The 16,735-nt window shown below is 40.0% G+C and carries 15 protein-coding genes and 2 pseudogenes; 10 read left to right on the top strand and 7 right to left on the bottom strand.

From position 1 onward, the window contains the following. Positions 1-296: 296 nt before the first annotated feature. Complete coding sequence (locus L7E55_RS10275) at positions 297-1,883, bottom strand: recombinase family protein (protein ID WP_277444109.1); 1,587 nt, start codon at positions 1,881-1,883, stop codon at positions 297-299. A 55-nt stretch (positions 1,884-1,938) separates the two neighbouring features. Beyond that, positions 1,939-2,079 (bottom strand): hypothetical protein, encoded by a 141-nt coding sequence (locus tag L7E55_RS10270; protein ID WP_277444108.1) that lies wholly within the window; start codon positions 2,077-2,079, stop codon positions 1,939-1,941. Positions 2,080-2,395: 316 nt separating this feature from the next. Here L7E55_RS10270 and L7E55_RS10265 point away from each other — a divergent pair, with 316 nt between their 5' ends. Then, the gene (locus L7E55_RS10265; protein ID WP_277444107.1) at positions 2,396-3,136 is read left to right on the top strand and encodes a TatD family hydrolase; all 741 of its coding nucleotides are present in this window, start codon (positions 2,396-2,398) and stop codon (positions 3,134-3,136) included. 15 nt (positions 3,137-3,151) lie between these two features. Beyond that, positions 3,152-3,487, top strand: coding sequence for a nucleotide pyrophosphohydrolase (locus L7E55_RS10260; RefSeq protein WP_277444106.1), 336 nt, complete (start codon positions 3,152-3,154; stop codon positions 3,485-3,487). A 212-nt stretch (positions 3,488-3,699) separates the two neighbouring features. Here L7E55_RS10260 and L7E55_RS10255 read toward each other — a convergent pair whose 3' ends face one another. After that, positions 3,700-4,917 (bottom strand): PQQ-dependent sugar dehydrogenase, encoded by a 1,218-nt coding sequence (locus L7E55_RS10255; protein ID WP_338091208.1) that lies wholly within the window; start codon positions 4,915-4,917, stop codon positions 3,700-3,702. Positions 4,918-5,144: 227 nt separating this feature from the next. Between L7E55_RS10255 and ybgC the strand changes: the two genes are divergently transcribed. From ybgC to L7E55_RS10230, 5 genes and pseudogenes are all read left to right on the top strand, one after another. Beyond that, a complete protein-coding gene (gene ybgC / locus L7E55_RS10250; RefSeq protein WP_277444105.1) occupies positions 5,145-5,528 on the top strand; it encodes a tol-pal system-associated acyl-CoA thioesterase in 384 nt (127 codons plus the stop codon). 59 nt (positions 5,529-5,587) lie between these two features. Continuing rightward, positions 5,588-6,313: pseudogene (locus tag L7E55_RS10245) on the top strand (DUF5714 domain-containing protein); the annotation flags it as partial. 39 nt (positions 6,314-6,352) lie between these two features. Next, the gene (locus L7E55_RS10240; RefSeq protein ID WP_277444104.1) at positions 6,353-6,550 is read left to right on the top strand and encodes a hypothetical protein; all 198 of its coding nucleotides are present in this window, start codon (positions 6,353-6,355) and stop codon (positions 6,548-6,550) included. Between the two features lie 410 nt (positions 6,551-6,960). After that, positions 6,961-7,581, top strand: a complete 621-nt coding sequence (locus tag L7E55_RS10235) for a hypothetical protein (RefSeq protein WP_277444103.1) — start codon at positions 6,961-6,963, stop codon at positions 7,579-7,581. Positions 7,582-7,636: 55 nt separating this feature from the next. Then, positions 7,637-8,149, top strand: a complete 513-nt coding sequence (locus L7E55_RS10230; RefSeq protein ID WP_277444102.1) for a GNAT family N-acetyltransferase — start codon at positions 7,637-7,639, stop codon at positions 8,147-8,149. Positions 8,150-8,271: 122 nt separating this feature from the next. On the opposite strand, the gene L7E55_RS10225 is transcribed toward L7E55_RS10230, so the two are convergent. The 3 genes from L7E55_RS10225 to L7E55_RS10215 form a co-directional block, all read right to left on the bottom strand. After that, a complete protein-coding gene (locus tag L7E55_RS10225; protein ID WP_277444101.1) occupies positions 8,272-8,778 on the bottom strand; it encodes a DUF3795 domain-containing protein in 507 nt (168 codons plus the stop codon). Between the two features lie 73 nt (positions 8,779-8,851). Then, positions 8,852-9,841, bottom strand: coding sequence for a stalk domain-containing protein (locus L7E55_RS10220; RefSeq protein WP_277444100.1), 990 nt, complete (start codon positions 9,839-9,841; stop codon positions 8,852-8,854). Between the two features lie 268 nt (positions 9,842-10,109). After that, entirely contained in the window at positions 10,110-10,919 is an 810-nt protein-coding gene (locus L7E55_RS10215; protein ID WP_277444099.1) for a MerR family transcriptional regulator, read from the bottom strand. 382 nt (positions 10,920-11,301) lie between these two features. Here L7E55_RS10215 and L7E55_RS10210 point away from each other — a divergent pair, with 382 nt between their 5' ends. The 3 genes from L7E55_RS10210 to L7E55_RS10200 all read left to right on the top strand — a co-directional run bounded on the left by L7E55_RS10210 (position 11,302) and on the right by L7E55_RS10200 (position 15,207). Continuing rightward, the gene (locus tag L7E55_RS10210; protein WP_277444098.1) at positions 11,302-13,353 is read left to right on the top strand and encodes a molybdopterin-containing oxidoreductase family protein; all 2,052 of its coding nucleotides are present in this window, start codon (positions 11,302-11,304) and stop codon (positions 13,351-13,353) included. 698 nt (positions 13,354-14,051) lie between these two features. Beyond that, positions 14,052-14,759: a DNA alkylation repair protein gene (locus L7E55_RS10205; protein ID WP_277444097.1), complete on the top strand. Its 708-nt coding sequence runs from the start codon at positions 14,052-14,054 to the stop codon at positions 14,757-14,759. Positions 14,760-14,835: 76 nt separating this feature from the next. Beyond that, positions 14,836-15,207, top strand: coding sequence for a VOC family protein (locus L7E55_RS10200; protein WP_277444180.1), 372 nt, complete (start codon positions 14,836-14,838; stop codon positions 15,205-15,207). Positions 15,208-15,516: 309 nt separating this feature from the next. On the opposite strand, the pseudogene L7E55_RS10195 reads toward L7E55_RS10200, so the two are convergent. Then, positions 15,517-16,569, bottom strand: a pseudogene (locus L7E55_RS10195) (carotenoid oxygenase family protein); the annotation flags it as partial. Between the last annotated feature and the right edge of the window lie 166 nt (positions 16,570-16,735).

Genomic DNA, 16,735 nt, shown 5'->3' with positions numbered 1-16,735 from the left:
ATATGCACTTAACCCGTTCATATTCTCACCACATTATTAAATTTTTCATATCTTACACAGTAAACAAAATTAGATACGGCTAATTATTTAAGCTGGGGGAAAAAGGAGGCAGTTTAACTTTGCTAGAAGAGGCAGAAATTGAGAATGTATTTACAGATTATGAAATTGGTCGAATCAGGACCTATGATCGTTCACAATTGTTTAAACGTTTTAAGCAATTATTAAGATACCTTGGCCCGGCGTTTATTGTGAGTGTCGCATATATTGACCCCCGTAATACCTTAAATGGAACAGAATTAGTAAGGACTCGTAAACCTGTATTTTATCGTTATTTCCCTTTGCTCGAAGACTTCAATTCTGTCAATCAGCTTAATCAGCGTGGGTTTGGTGACATTATTAAAATTAGTAAATTCCTTTACCATATTCATAATATTGCCGGCATCTTTTTTTTGCGATGGTCCTCTGTGATTGTCATCTAACAGTTTCGACAGTCTGAAGTTCAGTTTTTCCCGTTCCGTATTATAGTCTTGCGTAAAATTAAGAAAATCCGATTCTGTTATTACTTCCTTAACCTTATCCTCGTATATGCATTTTATTATTTTATTTATTTCACTTAAACGTGATTCTATCTTTTTTACCTCATGGGTAACCGGGTCATCTTCCGATGTACTAATTAACTTTTGCGCTTTTTCATAAAGCTTTTGAAAGTCTATTGCATCAGAGGATATTTTTTTCAATTCATTAATAACGCTGTATTCAAGATCTTTTTCCGGTATGGAATGCCTGGCGCACTTTCTATAATTCTTATAACGGGTGCAAATAACGTAGAATTTTCCGGCGCTGGTTGCGGCAAAAGTCATCCGGCTCCCGCAGTCTCCGCAAAAAATCATGCCGGACAGTAAATGCGCCCCGCCTTTCGGCGCGTATTTTGTTGAATAGTCTCTTACGCTAATTATTTGCTGCGCCTGCTCAAATGTATCGCTGTCAATTATCGGCTCGTGAGTATTGTTAACCGTTATCCAAGCTTCCCTTGGAACTCTTTTCAATTTTTTGATCTTATGATTGATTTTTGTATATCTGTTTTGAGTAACGTTTCCGGCGTAAGTGGGGTTTGTAAGTATATATTTAACTGATTCAAACGACCACGCGTCAAAATCTCCGCCACGTCCTTTGTAGTTTGTGGTTTGCCTCTTGTACGCTCCAGGGGAGGGTATTCCTTCTTGGTTCAAGACCATTGAAATCCGGATCAACCCGGCTCCGTTGACAAGCATGTCATATATTTTCCTGACCACCCAGGCAGTTGCCGGGTCAACAACCAGTTTGTTTTTGTTTTCGGGGTCTTTCAAATACCCGTAGGGGGCGAACGGTCCGATAAATTCCCCGTTTTTTCTTTTAAGGTTTGCCGTGGTTCTGACCTTATTGGAAATATCTTTAGAGTAAAGGTCATTCATCACCGATTTAAAAGGGGTCATATCGTTGTTGCTGTTTTTTAAAAAGGTGTCGACCCCGTCATTAAGAGCTATATACCTAACATTTCTTTCGGGAAAATACCTCTCGACGTAATAACCCGTATCAATATAATCCCTGCCAAGCCTGGAAAGGTCTTTGGTGATTACAAGGTTAATTTTTTTGCTCTCTATAGCCTTAATCAGTAGTTGAAAACCCGGCCTGCTGAAGTTTGTCCCCGTGTACCCATCGTCGGCGAAAATATCAATCAAGTTCCAGCCTTGCTCCAGCACATGGCTTATAAGGAATTCCTTCTGGTTGGCGATGCTTTCAGACTCGGCGCATTTTTCATCTTCCCTTGACAGCCTAACATATATGCCGACATTAAAAACCTTATTCAGTTGCATTAATTTGTAGCTATCTTCAGGAGCATACATCGTATTAATTTCGCTCCTTTCTGTCATATCTCATGGACAAGCCGTTCTTAACGCATTAATGGGGCTGTTTGGCAATCGACTTTAATAATTCCTCCATAAGCTCTTGAAAAGTCTTACCGCCATCTTTATAGACTACATTGACTTTTATTTCTTTTTTCTTCTTATCTTTTTGCTTTGGATTGTCTTCCTTGGACAAACTAATCGCCACCCTTTAATACTGGGTGGTAATAATTATTCTTGTGCTAATTTGTCCAATTACTATATTGGAGGGGGATGTCAGAACTTGCCGATAGTGGTAAAATGTTTGCGTGTGAAAAATGCCATGTAGTACGGCTAATGAATTGTTGGCGTACTGGTAAGCAGGGTTTTAAGTCTGTTTGAAATAGTGCTAAATGTCTATAATGCGAACATGGGTTTTAGGCTATCTCGTTGTAGTAAAAGGTCGCTCTGAAAATACAATTTTAAAGTTATTTATTGGACTTAATAATTGAACTTGAAAAGGAGGGATTATTATGTTAGCTGATGTGCATATGCATTTAGCTCAGGACCCGGCTCTTTCATTGGAGAGGGCAAAGAATGCCGGAGTAGATATTGTGTTAGCAGCCGCTATGGATGTAACTACTTCGCGGATAAATGTTATTTTAGCCGAAAAGTTTAGCCAGGTTAAGGCGTGTGTCGGCATCCATCCCTGGCGATCAAATCTTTATAACCCGGAAGCAGAAAAGACTATTGCAGAATTGATTAAAGGGGGTAAAGTAACAGCAATCAGCGAGACGGGAATAGATACGGTTCGTTGCATGTCTGATGATTTCCGGACTGAATTGGCGCCTCTTCCTTTGGAAGTGCAAATAAAAGCTTTTCGTGCTCAGGTGCGTTTAGCAATAAATAACGATCTATTTTTAGTATTGCATGACCGTGGAGCTACCAGTGAAATTTTAAACGTATTTGATGATTTTGCTGAGCGGCCTCCAAGAGGCATTGTGCATGGCTTTAGTGGTACAATTGATGAAGCCCTCATGTATCGACAAAGGGGATTTCTAATTGCTATCAATAAACGTGACCTTCCAGCAATTAACTCCATCGTGGAAACCTTAACTCTTAATGAAATTGCGTTGGAAACAGACTCCAATGAGCCTGGGAACGTAGTGGATGTATGTGAGGCTGTAGCGTTACTTAAGAAAGTAACCAGGGGAGAAGTGGAAGAAGCGACTACAGCAAACCTTAAAAATTTAATAGACTTTGGTCTTTCATAGGGGTGGTTAGTAATTATGATTTCAGATAAAAACACAACAATACAAGATATTAAAGACTTGGTGGCTGCCTTTGTAAAAGAGCGTGAATGGGAGCAGTTCCACAGCCCCAAAAACTTATCTATGTCTATTGCCATCGAAGCCGCGGAATTAATGGAAATATTCCAGTGGTCGGACGGGTGCTTGGACGATAAAAAAATTGAGAAGGTCCGAGAGGAACTTGCTGATGTAGTAATTTACTGTTTGTGCATGGCAAATGTCACAGGCATAGATTTAGCCACAGCGATTAAAAGCAAGGTTGCTGCCAATGCCCTGAAATATCCGGTAGAAAAGTATAAAGGTAGATATAAATAAACCTTGTCAAAGCGATTATGGAACGATTTCAAAAATAGTACCTTGATTGAAATCAACCACTTTGATAGAGCCATAAACTCCTAATAATAGTCTGGATTGATCTAGATTCGTTCCCAAGCTAACATAGTAAGCTGATTGAGGCCCGAAGTTATAATCGGTTTCAATAACGCTAAAATCATTAAGTTCGCAATTTGTTCTTGCCCTGGAATAAGCTAAACTCCTCTGGCTCGAGGTTCAGACCCATTACGTCGGGCAAGATCGGTAAAAACAACACTCCCCATTAAACCGGGGATACTATTTCCCATATATGTTTGGACCCCTGTAAGCGCGGTTCCTGCAAACTTATCGGGCCGGGGATCTTCATGAAAATAACTGATTAAAGGCTTAAGACGTTGCGTTGAGGTTTTTACAACTTCGTCATAATAAGCAGCCACTTTCTCATTTAAATCCGGATTGGCAGGGCATTTCCTTAAAATCGAGGAAGGGAGAACACCTTCCCACGCTCTCCATCCAAAGTTAATAAATCTTTGCAGGTCGAGTTCGGATTTCTCTGAAGAATTTTGAACAAGCTGAGTGACCGGTATTGGTTTATAATTAACGAATGAAAAAATAGACTTAACTAAATCCTGTCCGACATTTCCCACATATTTAATATAATAATTATTAACCCTTTGATAAGAAATACCTGGCATATTACGGACCCCTTTGGCAATCACTGTAAGGGTTTCCTGAATAGATCCGGGAAGTTCATCAAAACGGGTAACCACAGGTGGATTATAGATAAAGGTGTTCCTAACCACATCAATTTCAATTATTTTGCCGGCGATTTCATGATCATCTTGGCTTAAATTAAACGGATCAAAGCCTGATCCGCCATCTCCCGTAGTTAAAACAAGTTTTCTTGTTTCGGGTGAAAAGTTTAAGCTATTTACACCATTATGATTTAAGAATGGTCTTCTTAAATTAAGTAATGTCCGAAGTTTTCGAGGTTGACCATTTGATTGTAAGACCCATTCTTCAACTGTATCAATATGATCATAGTTAATTTCTCTATTTGTCCACTTTAAGTTTAAAGTGCCGGGATCACACGGGTCAGGCCTAAAAGGACCGGGGAGAGCCCCTGGACCTTGTGTTCCTTCTACGGAATAATGAAGATAAAACAAACTATAATAATAAAATTCGGGATGAAACGCTAATCCTATTAATCCGCGTTCATCATATCCGCCGGCGGAAACACCTAGTTTTAGGATTTTCTCGCGAATATCTAAAAAAATCTTTATAACTCCATTTCTTATAAAAAAGATCTCCCCTACCTGGGTTGTAAAAAATAAACTTTCGTCTGAATCACCCGGAAGTATGGTTGTTTTCAAAACAGTGGGCAAATTTATATTAGTAACAATAGGACGCAACCCTACTTTAACTTTTGTCAAGCAGCTTTACACTCCTTTTTTATTGTTTTTTTTATAAATAGAGTATGATTAGATTGTTCTATATGTAACCTGTAGCTAATAACCTTAAGAGTCTAAAAGCTGATGGAATTGCCTGACCGGAAATTGACATATATAATAACCATATCATGTTAGGAAACGAAACAATAACGGGAACAATTTTTGCCGGGTCATGCCCGGTGGATTAATATTTGCCGGAGGGTATTCATATGGAAATAAGGGTTTATTACGAAGACACTGACGCGGGCGGGGTGGTTTATTACTCAAATTATCTGAAGTACTTCGAAAGGGGGAGGACCGAATACCTTCGTGACCGGGGATTTTCGGTAAAGGAAATGGCCTGTCAAGGTTTCGTTTTTCCAGTTGTGCATCTGGAGATTGATTACCGCGCCCCGGCTTTGCATGACGATTTGCTTAGAGTGGAAACAGCCGTGCTGGAAATTAAAAAATCCTCTCTTACCTTTGCCCATCAGGTGCTGCGGGTCAATGACGGAAAACTGCTCGTAGATGGTAAAGTGAAATTGGCATGTGTGGGACCGGGAATGAAACCAAAGCGGTTGCCTGAGGAGATTATACAGGCCCTTAAAGAATAAATGAGGCAAATAGTATGCTGGACTTGTTAAAGCCACATGGGACAGGCTGCTGAGGTCCATCTCAAGAAGGTGTTGGTCAACACCAGGAAAATATTCTAGAAAACTGCTTGATTTGTGGAAATAAACTTGACTACCTGGAATCTGGCAGAGAGTTTTCTTGCATATGTTGCGGGCAAAAAGAAATTGGCCACGTTTGCTGTCCAAACGGCCATTATGTCTGTGACGAGTGTCATGGAAAAAATTCTTTTGAAAAAATATTGAATTTGGCTCTCATGGCACAGGGTACTGATCCATTGGAAATTGCCGAAATAATGATGAAATCAGCGCACATACCCATGTTGGGCTGTGAACATGCATTGATTGCTGCGGGAGCTCTTTTAGCAGCAATTAAAAACAGCGGAGAAATTAAAATTACTGACATTCAAATTGCTGAAGCTCTGACTCGAACAAGAAAACAGGCTATAGGGGCCTATTGCGGCTTGACTGGTATTTGCGGCATAGCTCCTGCTATTGGAGCATGCTTCAGCGTTATTCTAGGCGCATCCTGTCCAAAAGATAAGGAAACTGCCACTACCATGATTGTTGTGTCCCAAGTTATCGAAGCCATAGCGAATCAAACCGGCCCATGTTGCTGCAAAAATTTTGTTCGAACAGCTTTGACTTTAAGCTGTAAACTCGTGAGAGAATATCTAAAAATAACCCTGCATTGCAACGGGAAGTTGATCTGTAGTGATAGCGACCGGCATCCGCACGGCTGCAGAAAAGAAAAATGCCGTTATTATTAAAGGTAGAAAATTTGCCGGTTATTATGGGGGATTTGTAATATGAAATTGAAGGCAATATTTATTGGTTTTATATTGATTGCTGCCGGGATCTTCTTATCAGGATGTACCGGTTCCAAAGACGGCAAAGCCCCTGCCGCTAATGCCGAGCAATCAATAGAGCAGACATCAACTAGAGAAAAAATAAACTCGGGTCTTTTGCTCGGTTTAGCAAAAACCGTAGACCAAAAGAATATATAAAGAATATATATGGAACTCAATTAGTCAACTATAGGACTCTTTGGATTTCACCAAAAGGAACAAGTCTAACTTATTTAGAAAAACCAGGCCTCATCCTGACACCCTATGGAAGTAATTTCTGGAAGATAGAGAGCAACGAGTACCATTTTGGCGCGATTGAAGAGGATAAGAAGAAATATTATAATAACGAACTCGATTATCACCATAATTTGGTTATGTTTGTCTCACATAACGCAGACACAAAAGCTAAACCGTTATATACTAATGAAACATTCAAGAGGCCTTTATCTGAAAAAGACGGCTATACTGATTGGGATATCAAGCATCAGCGGGTGTATGAAGAACTTTTATACGCCGGCAACAATTACGCTTGTATAAAAAGCAATTATTATTATGACACCGGGGGAACTATGCGTATTAGCGGATACGGCATTGATTTATACAAAATAGGAAACCTTCAGACATCAGAGGGACGCGGTCTAAATAAAAACAAACAAATTATGGACTTGCTGCCGGCCAACGCATCAGAGTTAATTGAGAGTTATGCCAAGAAATATAATAAGACAAACCAGGGTGAGGTTGGTTTTATCGAAGAAAAAGAAGTTATTGATAAAGATAATATCGGTTTGCAAAGGATTGGCGGAAAGTGGGAAGCTATAGCGCCGCTGAACGTTTCCCGGAGTCATTCCGGCAATGGTTCCAGCGGCACGAGGGTTAAAGAACCTATAAAATTGTCCCTTCCCTTGCCTGAATCTATAACCTCTTATGATTCATTATGTAAAGGATGGGAGGAAATAAAACAAAAATATCCGGACGCTAAAGACGCCGTGTCTTCTCCGGAAAAGGACTTGTTAGCAGTTTTAACGCCAAATAAATTAATGGTATTTTTGAACCCGGAAAAAGGCGTTGATATACCTGATCTATCAATTGACGTTGATGAAAGCGAAAGAATCATTTTAAACCAGTGGGCTACAGGTGAAAATGTGGAAAAATGGGATGCCGACATGAAAAAGTACTTAACGGAAGCGTAGGAGATAAAGACCACAATGAAGCTGTGAGTATTTATGTAATGGGAGGAGAATAAAAATGATTATCAGAAGAGAAACACCTGAAGAATTTTCCAAGATATATGATTTGGTTAAAATAGCTTTTCAAACAGCTAAAGTTTCGAATGGTAAAGAACAGGATTTCGTAAATCATCTGCGCGCTGGCGGCAATTATATTCCGGAATTGGCACTTGTTTCTGAAGAAAACGGTATACTGATTGGACATATAATGTTGACAAAGACTTATATCGTTAACAATAGCAATAAATATCAAGCCCTTCTCTTGGCGCCTATATCAGTAGCTTTAAAGCATCGAAATAAAGGAGTAGGCTCTCACTTGATCAGGGAGAGTTTCAAACTGGCAAAAGAGATGGGATACACGGCCGTGCTTCTTGTCGGTGATCCTGCTTATTACCATAGATTTGGCTTTAATGCCGCTATTAATTTTGGCATCAAAAATACACATAATATTCCTGATAAATACGTAATGGCATGTGAATTAGTTCCGGGCGCATTAAACGGAATTAGCGGAACAAATGATTTAGGATTATGATTTAGGATTAATAGTTGCTACAGCTTCCACTTGCCGGTAAAATAGACTTCTCAGGCGCTGTCATCTGTTTATAATCCATTTTTTTCTCCTTACTCCGATTTGGGATTTAACATAGCCATATTTTAGATTATTTCATCTTTGTGTAATTTCACAAAATTACAGCTCGGGGTTGCGCCACATTTCCTGCATGCCATGTCATAGGCGGAGTTTATGGTACCGCACGCGGGGCACGAGTAATGCTCAACCTGTTCTGCGTACCATTTTTCATACCCAACTTCCTTGATGCGTTCGTGGGATTTCCACAATTCGTTGCGGTGCGGCATCTTGGCCTGAAATTCTTTCAGCTCGTCACAGGGATATTCCGGGCATTCGCCACAAAAGTCGATTCCTTTTTCAATGACGCATTTGGTCATTTTGCAGTACTCTCTACAGAAAATGCCTCGTTTTTCCGACCGGCAGCCATGGCATTCCAATTCTTCCACCGGGATTTGGAAGCGCGTGGCCATAATCTTTAATCTTTCCGGATCTTCTTTGGTGCCGATATACAAGGCGCAGGCGGTACAAAACAGCCCGCAGACGGCGGCAAGCCGTTTGTCTGGAGTACTGAGACCCAATTGTCCTTTACTCATATCTCTTCCTCTCCTTTTTGTTAAAATATTTGGTTAATAGCGCGGATATCAAGTATTTATTCGATAGTCCTTGCTAATCGCTGATATAAGTATCTATAAATTCCTCTAACGTCTGTATGTTGTTTGCATGCATAAACGATGCAATTGGTATACCAACGTAACGAAAATGCCAGGGCTCATAGGAATAACCTGTGATTTCCTCACCGCCCTTAGGATAACGCAGGATAAACCCATAACTCCAGCAATTTGCCTTAAGCCAGGAGTAAGCGTTTGAATCACCCTCCAGATCAACTGCAAGTCCGGTTTGGTGTTCGCTGTAACCCGGCAGTGCCGCGGCTGACTTGGCTTCTTGTAAACCCAACTGGCTAACTCGCTCATTAAAAATTTGTTGTTGGCTTTCAACATCACGGTAGCCGGAGTTGATGCCGAGGTTAATCGATTGTTCATCAGCTGCTGTAAAGAGTGCCTGGAGAGGATAGTTCATTGATTTAGAAACTTGATATCCGTTATAGTTGTCCAAGGGATCTGGATGATAGTCATCCGGTAAGCGATGTGTTTTGTTAACTAATAGAACAGCTGGTTGTTCAGGTGGATGCGGCTTTATATTTCCTCGGGGGTAAATTAAGATTGATTTGCTTGCCTGGTCCCATTCAATTTTATAATTATACGCTTCAGCGATCCAGCGGGCCGGCAAAAAAACTCTATCGTTTATCATTACAGGAGCAACATCCATATCCACTACGTGACCATTATTAACTAGTTGCTTGCTGCCTACCTTCGCCGAAAGACGTTTATTATTTGAGTTTAGGGTTACGGTTTGGGTACTCATGTCCCATAATATATCCTTGTCGTCTATTCCACAGGCATAAGCAATATACCGGATAGGCACGAAAACACGGCTGCTTTTAACAATAGGAATTGTGTCCATACTTTGTTCTTGGTTATTTAATGTAAATTTATCGTTGCCCAGTTGGAATACGGCCTTATTTTCAGGTGAAGTATACGCTTGCGTATAGAAGGTTATTAGAAATAGGGTGAGAAGCGAAATTAAAATCTTTCTCATGATGGTTAATCTCCCTAAGCATACCAATATGTAATATGCGTTACCAATGAAAAGCCCACAGTTATGTGCATACAAATCATTGATATTTTTCTCTATCTGTGCCCGAAGTTCCTCCGTGAAAAAGGATAATCTCCATGGAGAATGTTGTCAATATAACCAATTAAGAATGGATAATTATTAATTGCCTATTCGTATAAATTTGTAATGTTTTGTAATGTAAGGAACAAAATACAAAAATATTTTTCTTAAGGCAACCTTATACTAATAATCAAGAATTGAGGTATTGTTGAAGAAGTTGCATGTGCTTCATCTGGGCCGGCGAAATAATGTTAGATACTATATTATTATATAGGCTTTCAAGGGGTTTCTTTATTCCCGGCTGATTGCATAACATCTCCCTTAACTGAGGTATACTTTTGATGAATTCTGCAGATTCCCGGGCCAAAGCTTCAACCTCCGGAGCATCTTCGGGCAACTGGGCCAGCTTGGCAAGTCGTACTCCATAATCCAAAGAAATTTGATATTGCTCAGGGTGCTCTTTAAAATACTCGGCTAATGCTCGAAAATTTCCCCGGTAATCCTCGCCCCACTGAAAATCATCCAGGATGCCATACAATTTCCGTTGCTGATCAAACAGAGCCGGGCAGGTTTGAATATATTTTTCTATTTGATCCGGTCCCAGTATCTCTGAGATCATTTGAAAAGAAGGGGAACCGAAACTATCCTCATTCATGAGTACTTTATCTTCATTTAGCAGTGTATCAATTTTCGCCACTCGTTCTTCAAGGCTTTTCTTCTCGCTTAGAAGCTCAGTTCGCAAGGACTGCAAGACTTCCCGCAAGGTTGTGGTGCTTTGTGAATCTCCCAATATTTCTTTAATGTGGTTCAGATCCAGCCCCAAGGATTTTAAGCGTTTGATTAACCGCATACGAGATAGCTCAGCCGGCCCGTATAAGCGGTAGCCCACCGGTGAACGCTCCGGTTCCTGCAGTAAACCGATTTTATGATAATAGATAACGGTTTTTAGCGTACTTCCAGTCAATTTGGCAAAATCGCTGATTTTTATTCGATACTCCATCGCCATCCCACCTTACCGCCAGTATAAACCCTGCCCTAAGGGTTGGGTCAAGTTAATCTTGCACTGTTTATTGTATAAAATTTTACTAGGATAGTAAGAAATATGAAGAAATAATAAGTTGTTTAATGTAAATTTATTGTTACCCAGCTGGAATATAGACTTATTTCCAGGCAAAGTGTATCCTTGTATATAGATAATGAAGATTTTGTTTTTATACTAATTCACGGAGCTAACGAATAGCGAATATGTTAAAGCGCTAAATAAGCATTATAAATTGAAAGGGGGTTAAGCATAAAGTCTCCACCGGATTTAAATTAACTAGAGAGATATAGATAAAGAAGGTATATAAAAATAGTGTAAGTGTATTAAGGGAGTGTTACGCATGTCTGTTAAAACAATTATCAGCGACTGCATGTTATGTGTCTGGGATTGCGGTATCAAAGCTCATCTTGAAGACGGGCGTCTGATCAAGGTAGAGGGTTTACCGGAACATCCCGTAAGCCGTGGCTACATTTGTCCGCGCGGGGAAGCCCTGCCTGATTACGTCTACTCATCTAACCGCTTGCGTACCCCGATGCTGCGTGAGAAAGGGTATTGGCAAAGGGTTAACTGGGATACAGCCCTGGATTATTGCGCGGAAAAATTAACCAGGGTTAAAGAGAAATACGACGCCAAATCGCTGGCAGTTTTTTGTGGGTCGGTAGGGGTGGAAAACATTGAGGTTGCTACCTTTGCCCGCCGTTTCAAAGGGGCTTTCGGCACACCAAATCTGTTGTCTGTGGAAAACATCTGCTACCGGGCCAGAATCTTAGCCCGGCAGCTGACTTTTGGCCGTTATCCCCTGGATGATCCAAAAGATTCCCGGTGTATCGTATTATGGGGTCACAATCCGGACGGTTCCAAAGGTATGTTAGGCGAACTGATCCGGGAGAAGTTAGCCAAAGAAGGGCTAAAACTTATTGTAATAAACCCAAAGCGGATCCCGCTGGCTGAGGAAACCTTTCATTTGCCAATCCGTCCGGGCACCGATATGGCGCTGGCCTTGGCCATGATCAATGTGATAATCAAAGAAGACCTTTATGATCATGATTTTGTTAAGGAGTATACAGTTGGTTTCGATGAACTGGTTAAACATGTTGAAAACTATACTCCTGAATGGGCTCAGGAAATTACGTGGCTACCGGCGTCTGATATCATAACAGCAGCCAGGATGTTTGCGCAGGTAAAACCAGGCTGCATTATTCAGGGGATAAACAGCCTTGACCAGCACCGTAACGGTCTGCAAAATTCGCGAATCTTATCCATCTTGCAAGCGATTACCGGCAATGTTTTTAAGCCGGGCAGTTGGGTAACGGTGCCTCGTATACCGCTGACCAATTTAAGCTTTAAGGATCAGGAAAAACCAATCGGAGCGGATGACTTCCCGGTATTTAGCTCGCTCTGGGGCCGGCAGGCGCCATTTGGCATCGCAACATTGTTTCCTGAGGCCGTTCTGGAGGGAAAACCCTATCCTGTTAGGGCCTGCATTGTTACGGCAGCAAATCCGGTAGTATCCTTCCCGGCAGCCGGTCTGTTTAAAAAGGCCTTTGCCGGCCTTGACTTTTTAGCTGTTATTGATCCGTTTTTTAGTGAAACGGCAGAGTTGGCCGACGTTGTCCTACCCGCCTGCACCTTCCTGGAGAAAGGCGGCCTGTCATATGTCTACGGGGTAGTATTTGGGGAGCCTTTCGCGATGCTCCATCATAAGGTTATCGAACCAATTAGTGACAGTTGGCCGGATTGGAAGATCTGGAGCGAATTGGCCAGACGCCTTGGTCTTGGAGAATACTTCCCCTGGCAGAGCGACGAAGAAGTGATGGACGCTTTTATTGAACCCGGGGATTTCAAGGATCAGCTAAAGGCCAGTCCTCTGGGAACGTATTACGGCGAAAAACAATATAACGTGCATGAAAAGAAAAAACTGGGCACGCCCAGCGGTATCATTGAACTTTACTCACAGACGTTAAAAGACTACGGCTACGATCCCATCCCGGTATACATGGAACCTTATCAAAGCCCGGTCAATACGCCGGAACTGTACCAAAAATATCCTCTTATCCTGATCAGCGGGGAGCGCAGGCAGGAATACACCCATACACAACAACGTCACGTGCCGGTCCTACGTAATAGCAACCGCGAACCGCTGGCCGAGATTCACCCGGCTACCGCCAGTCAGTATGGAGTGCTGGATTACAGTATGATCCGGGTTGAAACAAAAAGCGGCAGCATGAAGCTTCGCGCCTGTCTGACAGAAAAAATAGCGCCTGGCGTGGTTAGTGTTCCACACGGCTGGGCCGACGCCAATGTTAACTTATTGGTTGATATGGAAGCAATTGACCCGATAACTGCTTACCCTGATTTCAAGGCGGTGCTTTGCCGGATAGAATCCGTATAATATATAAGGATACCCCGGCATCATATCATTATCATCCAGGGATTTCCTAAGCGTCATTTTATGGCATTTAACATGTAGCATTTCTTTGCCACGTAATCTCACTGGATGAATTTATTGGTGAGAGGTTCATAATATTTGGATATTATGAGACTGGGTCTAGGGCGGGAAGTTCATAATCCTTAATAGATGGGTGCGGGAGTGGTATGTAAAGTTGGGAGAAAACTAATCTATGTTGATAGCGGGTTAACAATGTCTAATATTTTACGCACTAAAGTCTCAATAATTTTGATTTCCTGAATTAATATTATCGAGTAGTTTACCTTTTTGTTCCTGATGTTGAGTTTGATATATCCCTTTATTATTATAATACTATCAAATAACTCATAGCATATATTTAAGATTTCATCATTATCCACGACACTATCTCCAACCATATGAACGTATATTGCAAAAATTAAATTATATCCCCGGTATAACGTATTAAACTAAAATAGTAACTTTGTAATATATTCTTGCTTCAACACATATTATACAATTTCCTGCGGATTGCCTTGTAATAATTTCCAACATTATTCCGGATTATTCGACAGTTATCAACATTAACGAAACTTAAAGGAAAAGTAAAACGCTTAAAAAATATTTTATTTGTGAAATAATAAGTAATGTCAGGAAAATAAGTGTCTTTGTGGGGTGAAGTAATGGGGGATGTCGTATCAATCATTAGAAAAGAACTAGAACAGAATATTGATGAAAAAACAAAAAATAATTCTCAACGTTTTTTTAAAGAAGAGGTAAAAGTGTATGGGGTAAAAAGTTCAATTGTCGGGAAGATAGCGAAGAAACATTTTGATGAAATAAAACACAAAGATAAAGAAGAAATATTTTCTCTCTGTGAGCAGCTACTTGAAACAGGCTATTGTGAAGACGCGTTCATAGCATTTGATTGGTCTTACCGGATACATAAGAATTATATGCCTGATGATATTGAAATGTTTGAAAGATGGATTGAAAAATACGTGGATAATTGGGCAAAATGTGATACCTTGTGTAACCATTCCATTGGTTCATTTATTGAGCAGTTCCCGCAATATATAAAAAATCTCAAAAGTTGGGCGAGAGCAGATAACAGGTGGCTCAAACGTGCTTCGGCAGTTACCCTGATCTTACCGGCCAGGAAAGGGGATTTTTTAAGGGATATTTTTGAAATCTCCGATAGCCTTTTAAAGGATAAAGACGATTTAGTCCAAAAGGGTTATGGCTGGATGCTGAAGGAGGCTAGTAAGGTTCACCAAAATGAAGTGTTTAATTATGTGATGAAGAATAAAAAGGACATGCCTCGTACGGCTCTTAGGTATTCAATTGAGAAGATGCCAAAGGATTTAAAGGAGCAGGCAATGAAAAAGTAGAAGCCTCTATTAGGAGTTAAAGTTGTTTTATAAACAGGCATATAATACAATAAAAATAAATTTTAGGAGGGAGATTATGAAATTCTGCTGGTGTACTATTACGGTTAATAATATGGAGGAATCTTTGAAGTTTTATCAGGAAATAGTAGGACTCTCGATTGAAAAAAGATATATGGCAGGACCGGCAACTGAGATCGCTTTTTTGGGTTCCGGAGAAACAAAGGTTGAATTATTATATCATAATGATGTAAATCAGAATATAAATGTTGGACAGAATATTTCTCTTGGATTTGAAGTAAACTCTGTTGATGAAATGATCAAGTTTATCCAGGAAAAAGGCCTGAAAATAGAGAGCGGGCCTTTCCAACCGGCGCCTCATATTAAGTTTTTCTTTGTTAAAGATCCTAATGGGCTTAGCATACAATTCGTAGAAAACATACAATTATAGTTCAAAGATATCAAACAATAAACTATCGCCAAGCACTCTCGTTTTAACACGAGGGTGCTTTTTTTTCACAGCCATGAACTTTACCTTGAGCATTATTTTGAATTCCAAGTGTATATAGTGTCAAAGTTTGCACATGTTATTTGTATAAGGGTGGGGTCTCATAAATACCATTTTTATGTTCATAAGATGAACAAGTTCTTTAAGGGAAATTTGGGAAAGGAGTATATTAAAGTGAGCAATAATCAGCGTATTCATTTTGATAGCCATAAAAAGGTCGTGACACGTGAAAGAGATGGGTTCTCATTTACTCTATTCAAAATATTGGCCATGAGAACCAAAGGGAACAGCAAACGGAAGATAAGCCCTAGTAATTTCAGAAAAGCAAGTTGCATCAAGAATTAGTAAGTAGCTTTTTCGTTTTATTGTATCAAGAACCAGGGATAGAATAACCCCTTCATCTTCCTCCACAGTGTCCGGTGCTGTTACAAATACGGGTTCACCAGGGAAATTATTTTCCTTGTACCAGTGCTTAAGTGATTTACTCTTAATGTAAAACTTGACCAATTTATTAGGAAAACCATTTGATTCATGGTCGCTTATTCCATATATATAATTATAATTCCTTGTGTTACACCTTCGATAATTAATCCTAGGCATTTCAACAAAATCTTTGGATAAAATTTGGGTTGTGACTTTATTACTGGCCAAATCCAAGTAATATCGCCGCATTTGTGGAGTGGGGATCAAAGAATTACCCTGCCGTAATTTGTCCAGGCAAAGGGATTTAATAATAGATGAATCCTTATATGAAACAATATCCACAATGACATTTCCCATCTCTTCATAACCGTTGATATGATGAAAAGCAAAAAAAGGCTCGCATTTAAAATTGCCAACCATGTTACCACTATTTTTATCTATTACCAGGAAGGTTGTACCGTGTTCCGGCTTCCAGAATAAATTATCAATAAATGGGCTGCCGGTAAGTAATAATCTGAATGGATTAATGAAGAGCGGAAACTCCGTTAAGATTATAAAGTTTTCAGTCATACCAAAACTATGCATGTAGGCTGCTTGTTTTACAGGTATGGATGAAATAACCTGTCTTCTGGAGGAGCCCCGGTTTATTCCATAAATATTATAAGTGCTGGTTAAAGAAAAACGGGTTATATAATTAATTATTTGCTCCTTCCTATAATCAAATTGAGGGTGAACTGTTGTTAGATGCCCGGTAACCCCGTCCCTGTAGTGAAACCGCCCCAAAGTATTTAAACTATTAAGATCAAATTCAACACGATGTGGAGTTTCTGTCATGGCAATATAGCTTTCGCCTACTTTTGTAACATTAACACTTGCGTTATCTGTAAAATGTCCGGTGGCATATAAAAAATTCTGATAAAGTCACTAATGTTGCATTAAATAATCGAAGAATAGTCAATGCCTAAAATGGTTTAAAATGATTAAAATTACTCGAAAAATGACTAATTTCCATAAATATCATGGCATTTCATTAAAAAACTCCTTATAA

It is taken from the genome of Pelotomaculum isophthalicicum JI (genome assembly GCF_029478095.1).
GTDB classification, from domain to species: domain Bacteria; phylum Bacillota; class Desulfotomaculia; order Desulfotomaculales; family Pelotomaculaceae; genus Pelotomaculum_D; species Pelotomaculum_D isophthalicicum.
Note: the sequence above shows the minus strand (reverse complement) of the source record. Positions and strands in the feature narration are given on the sequence as shown.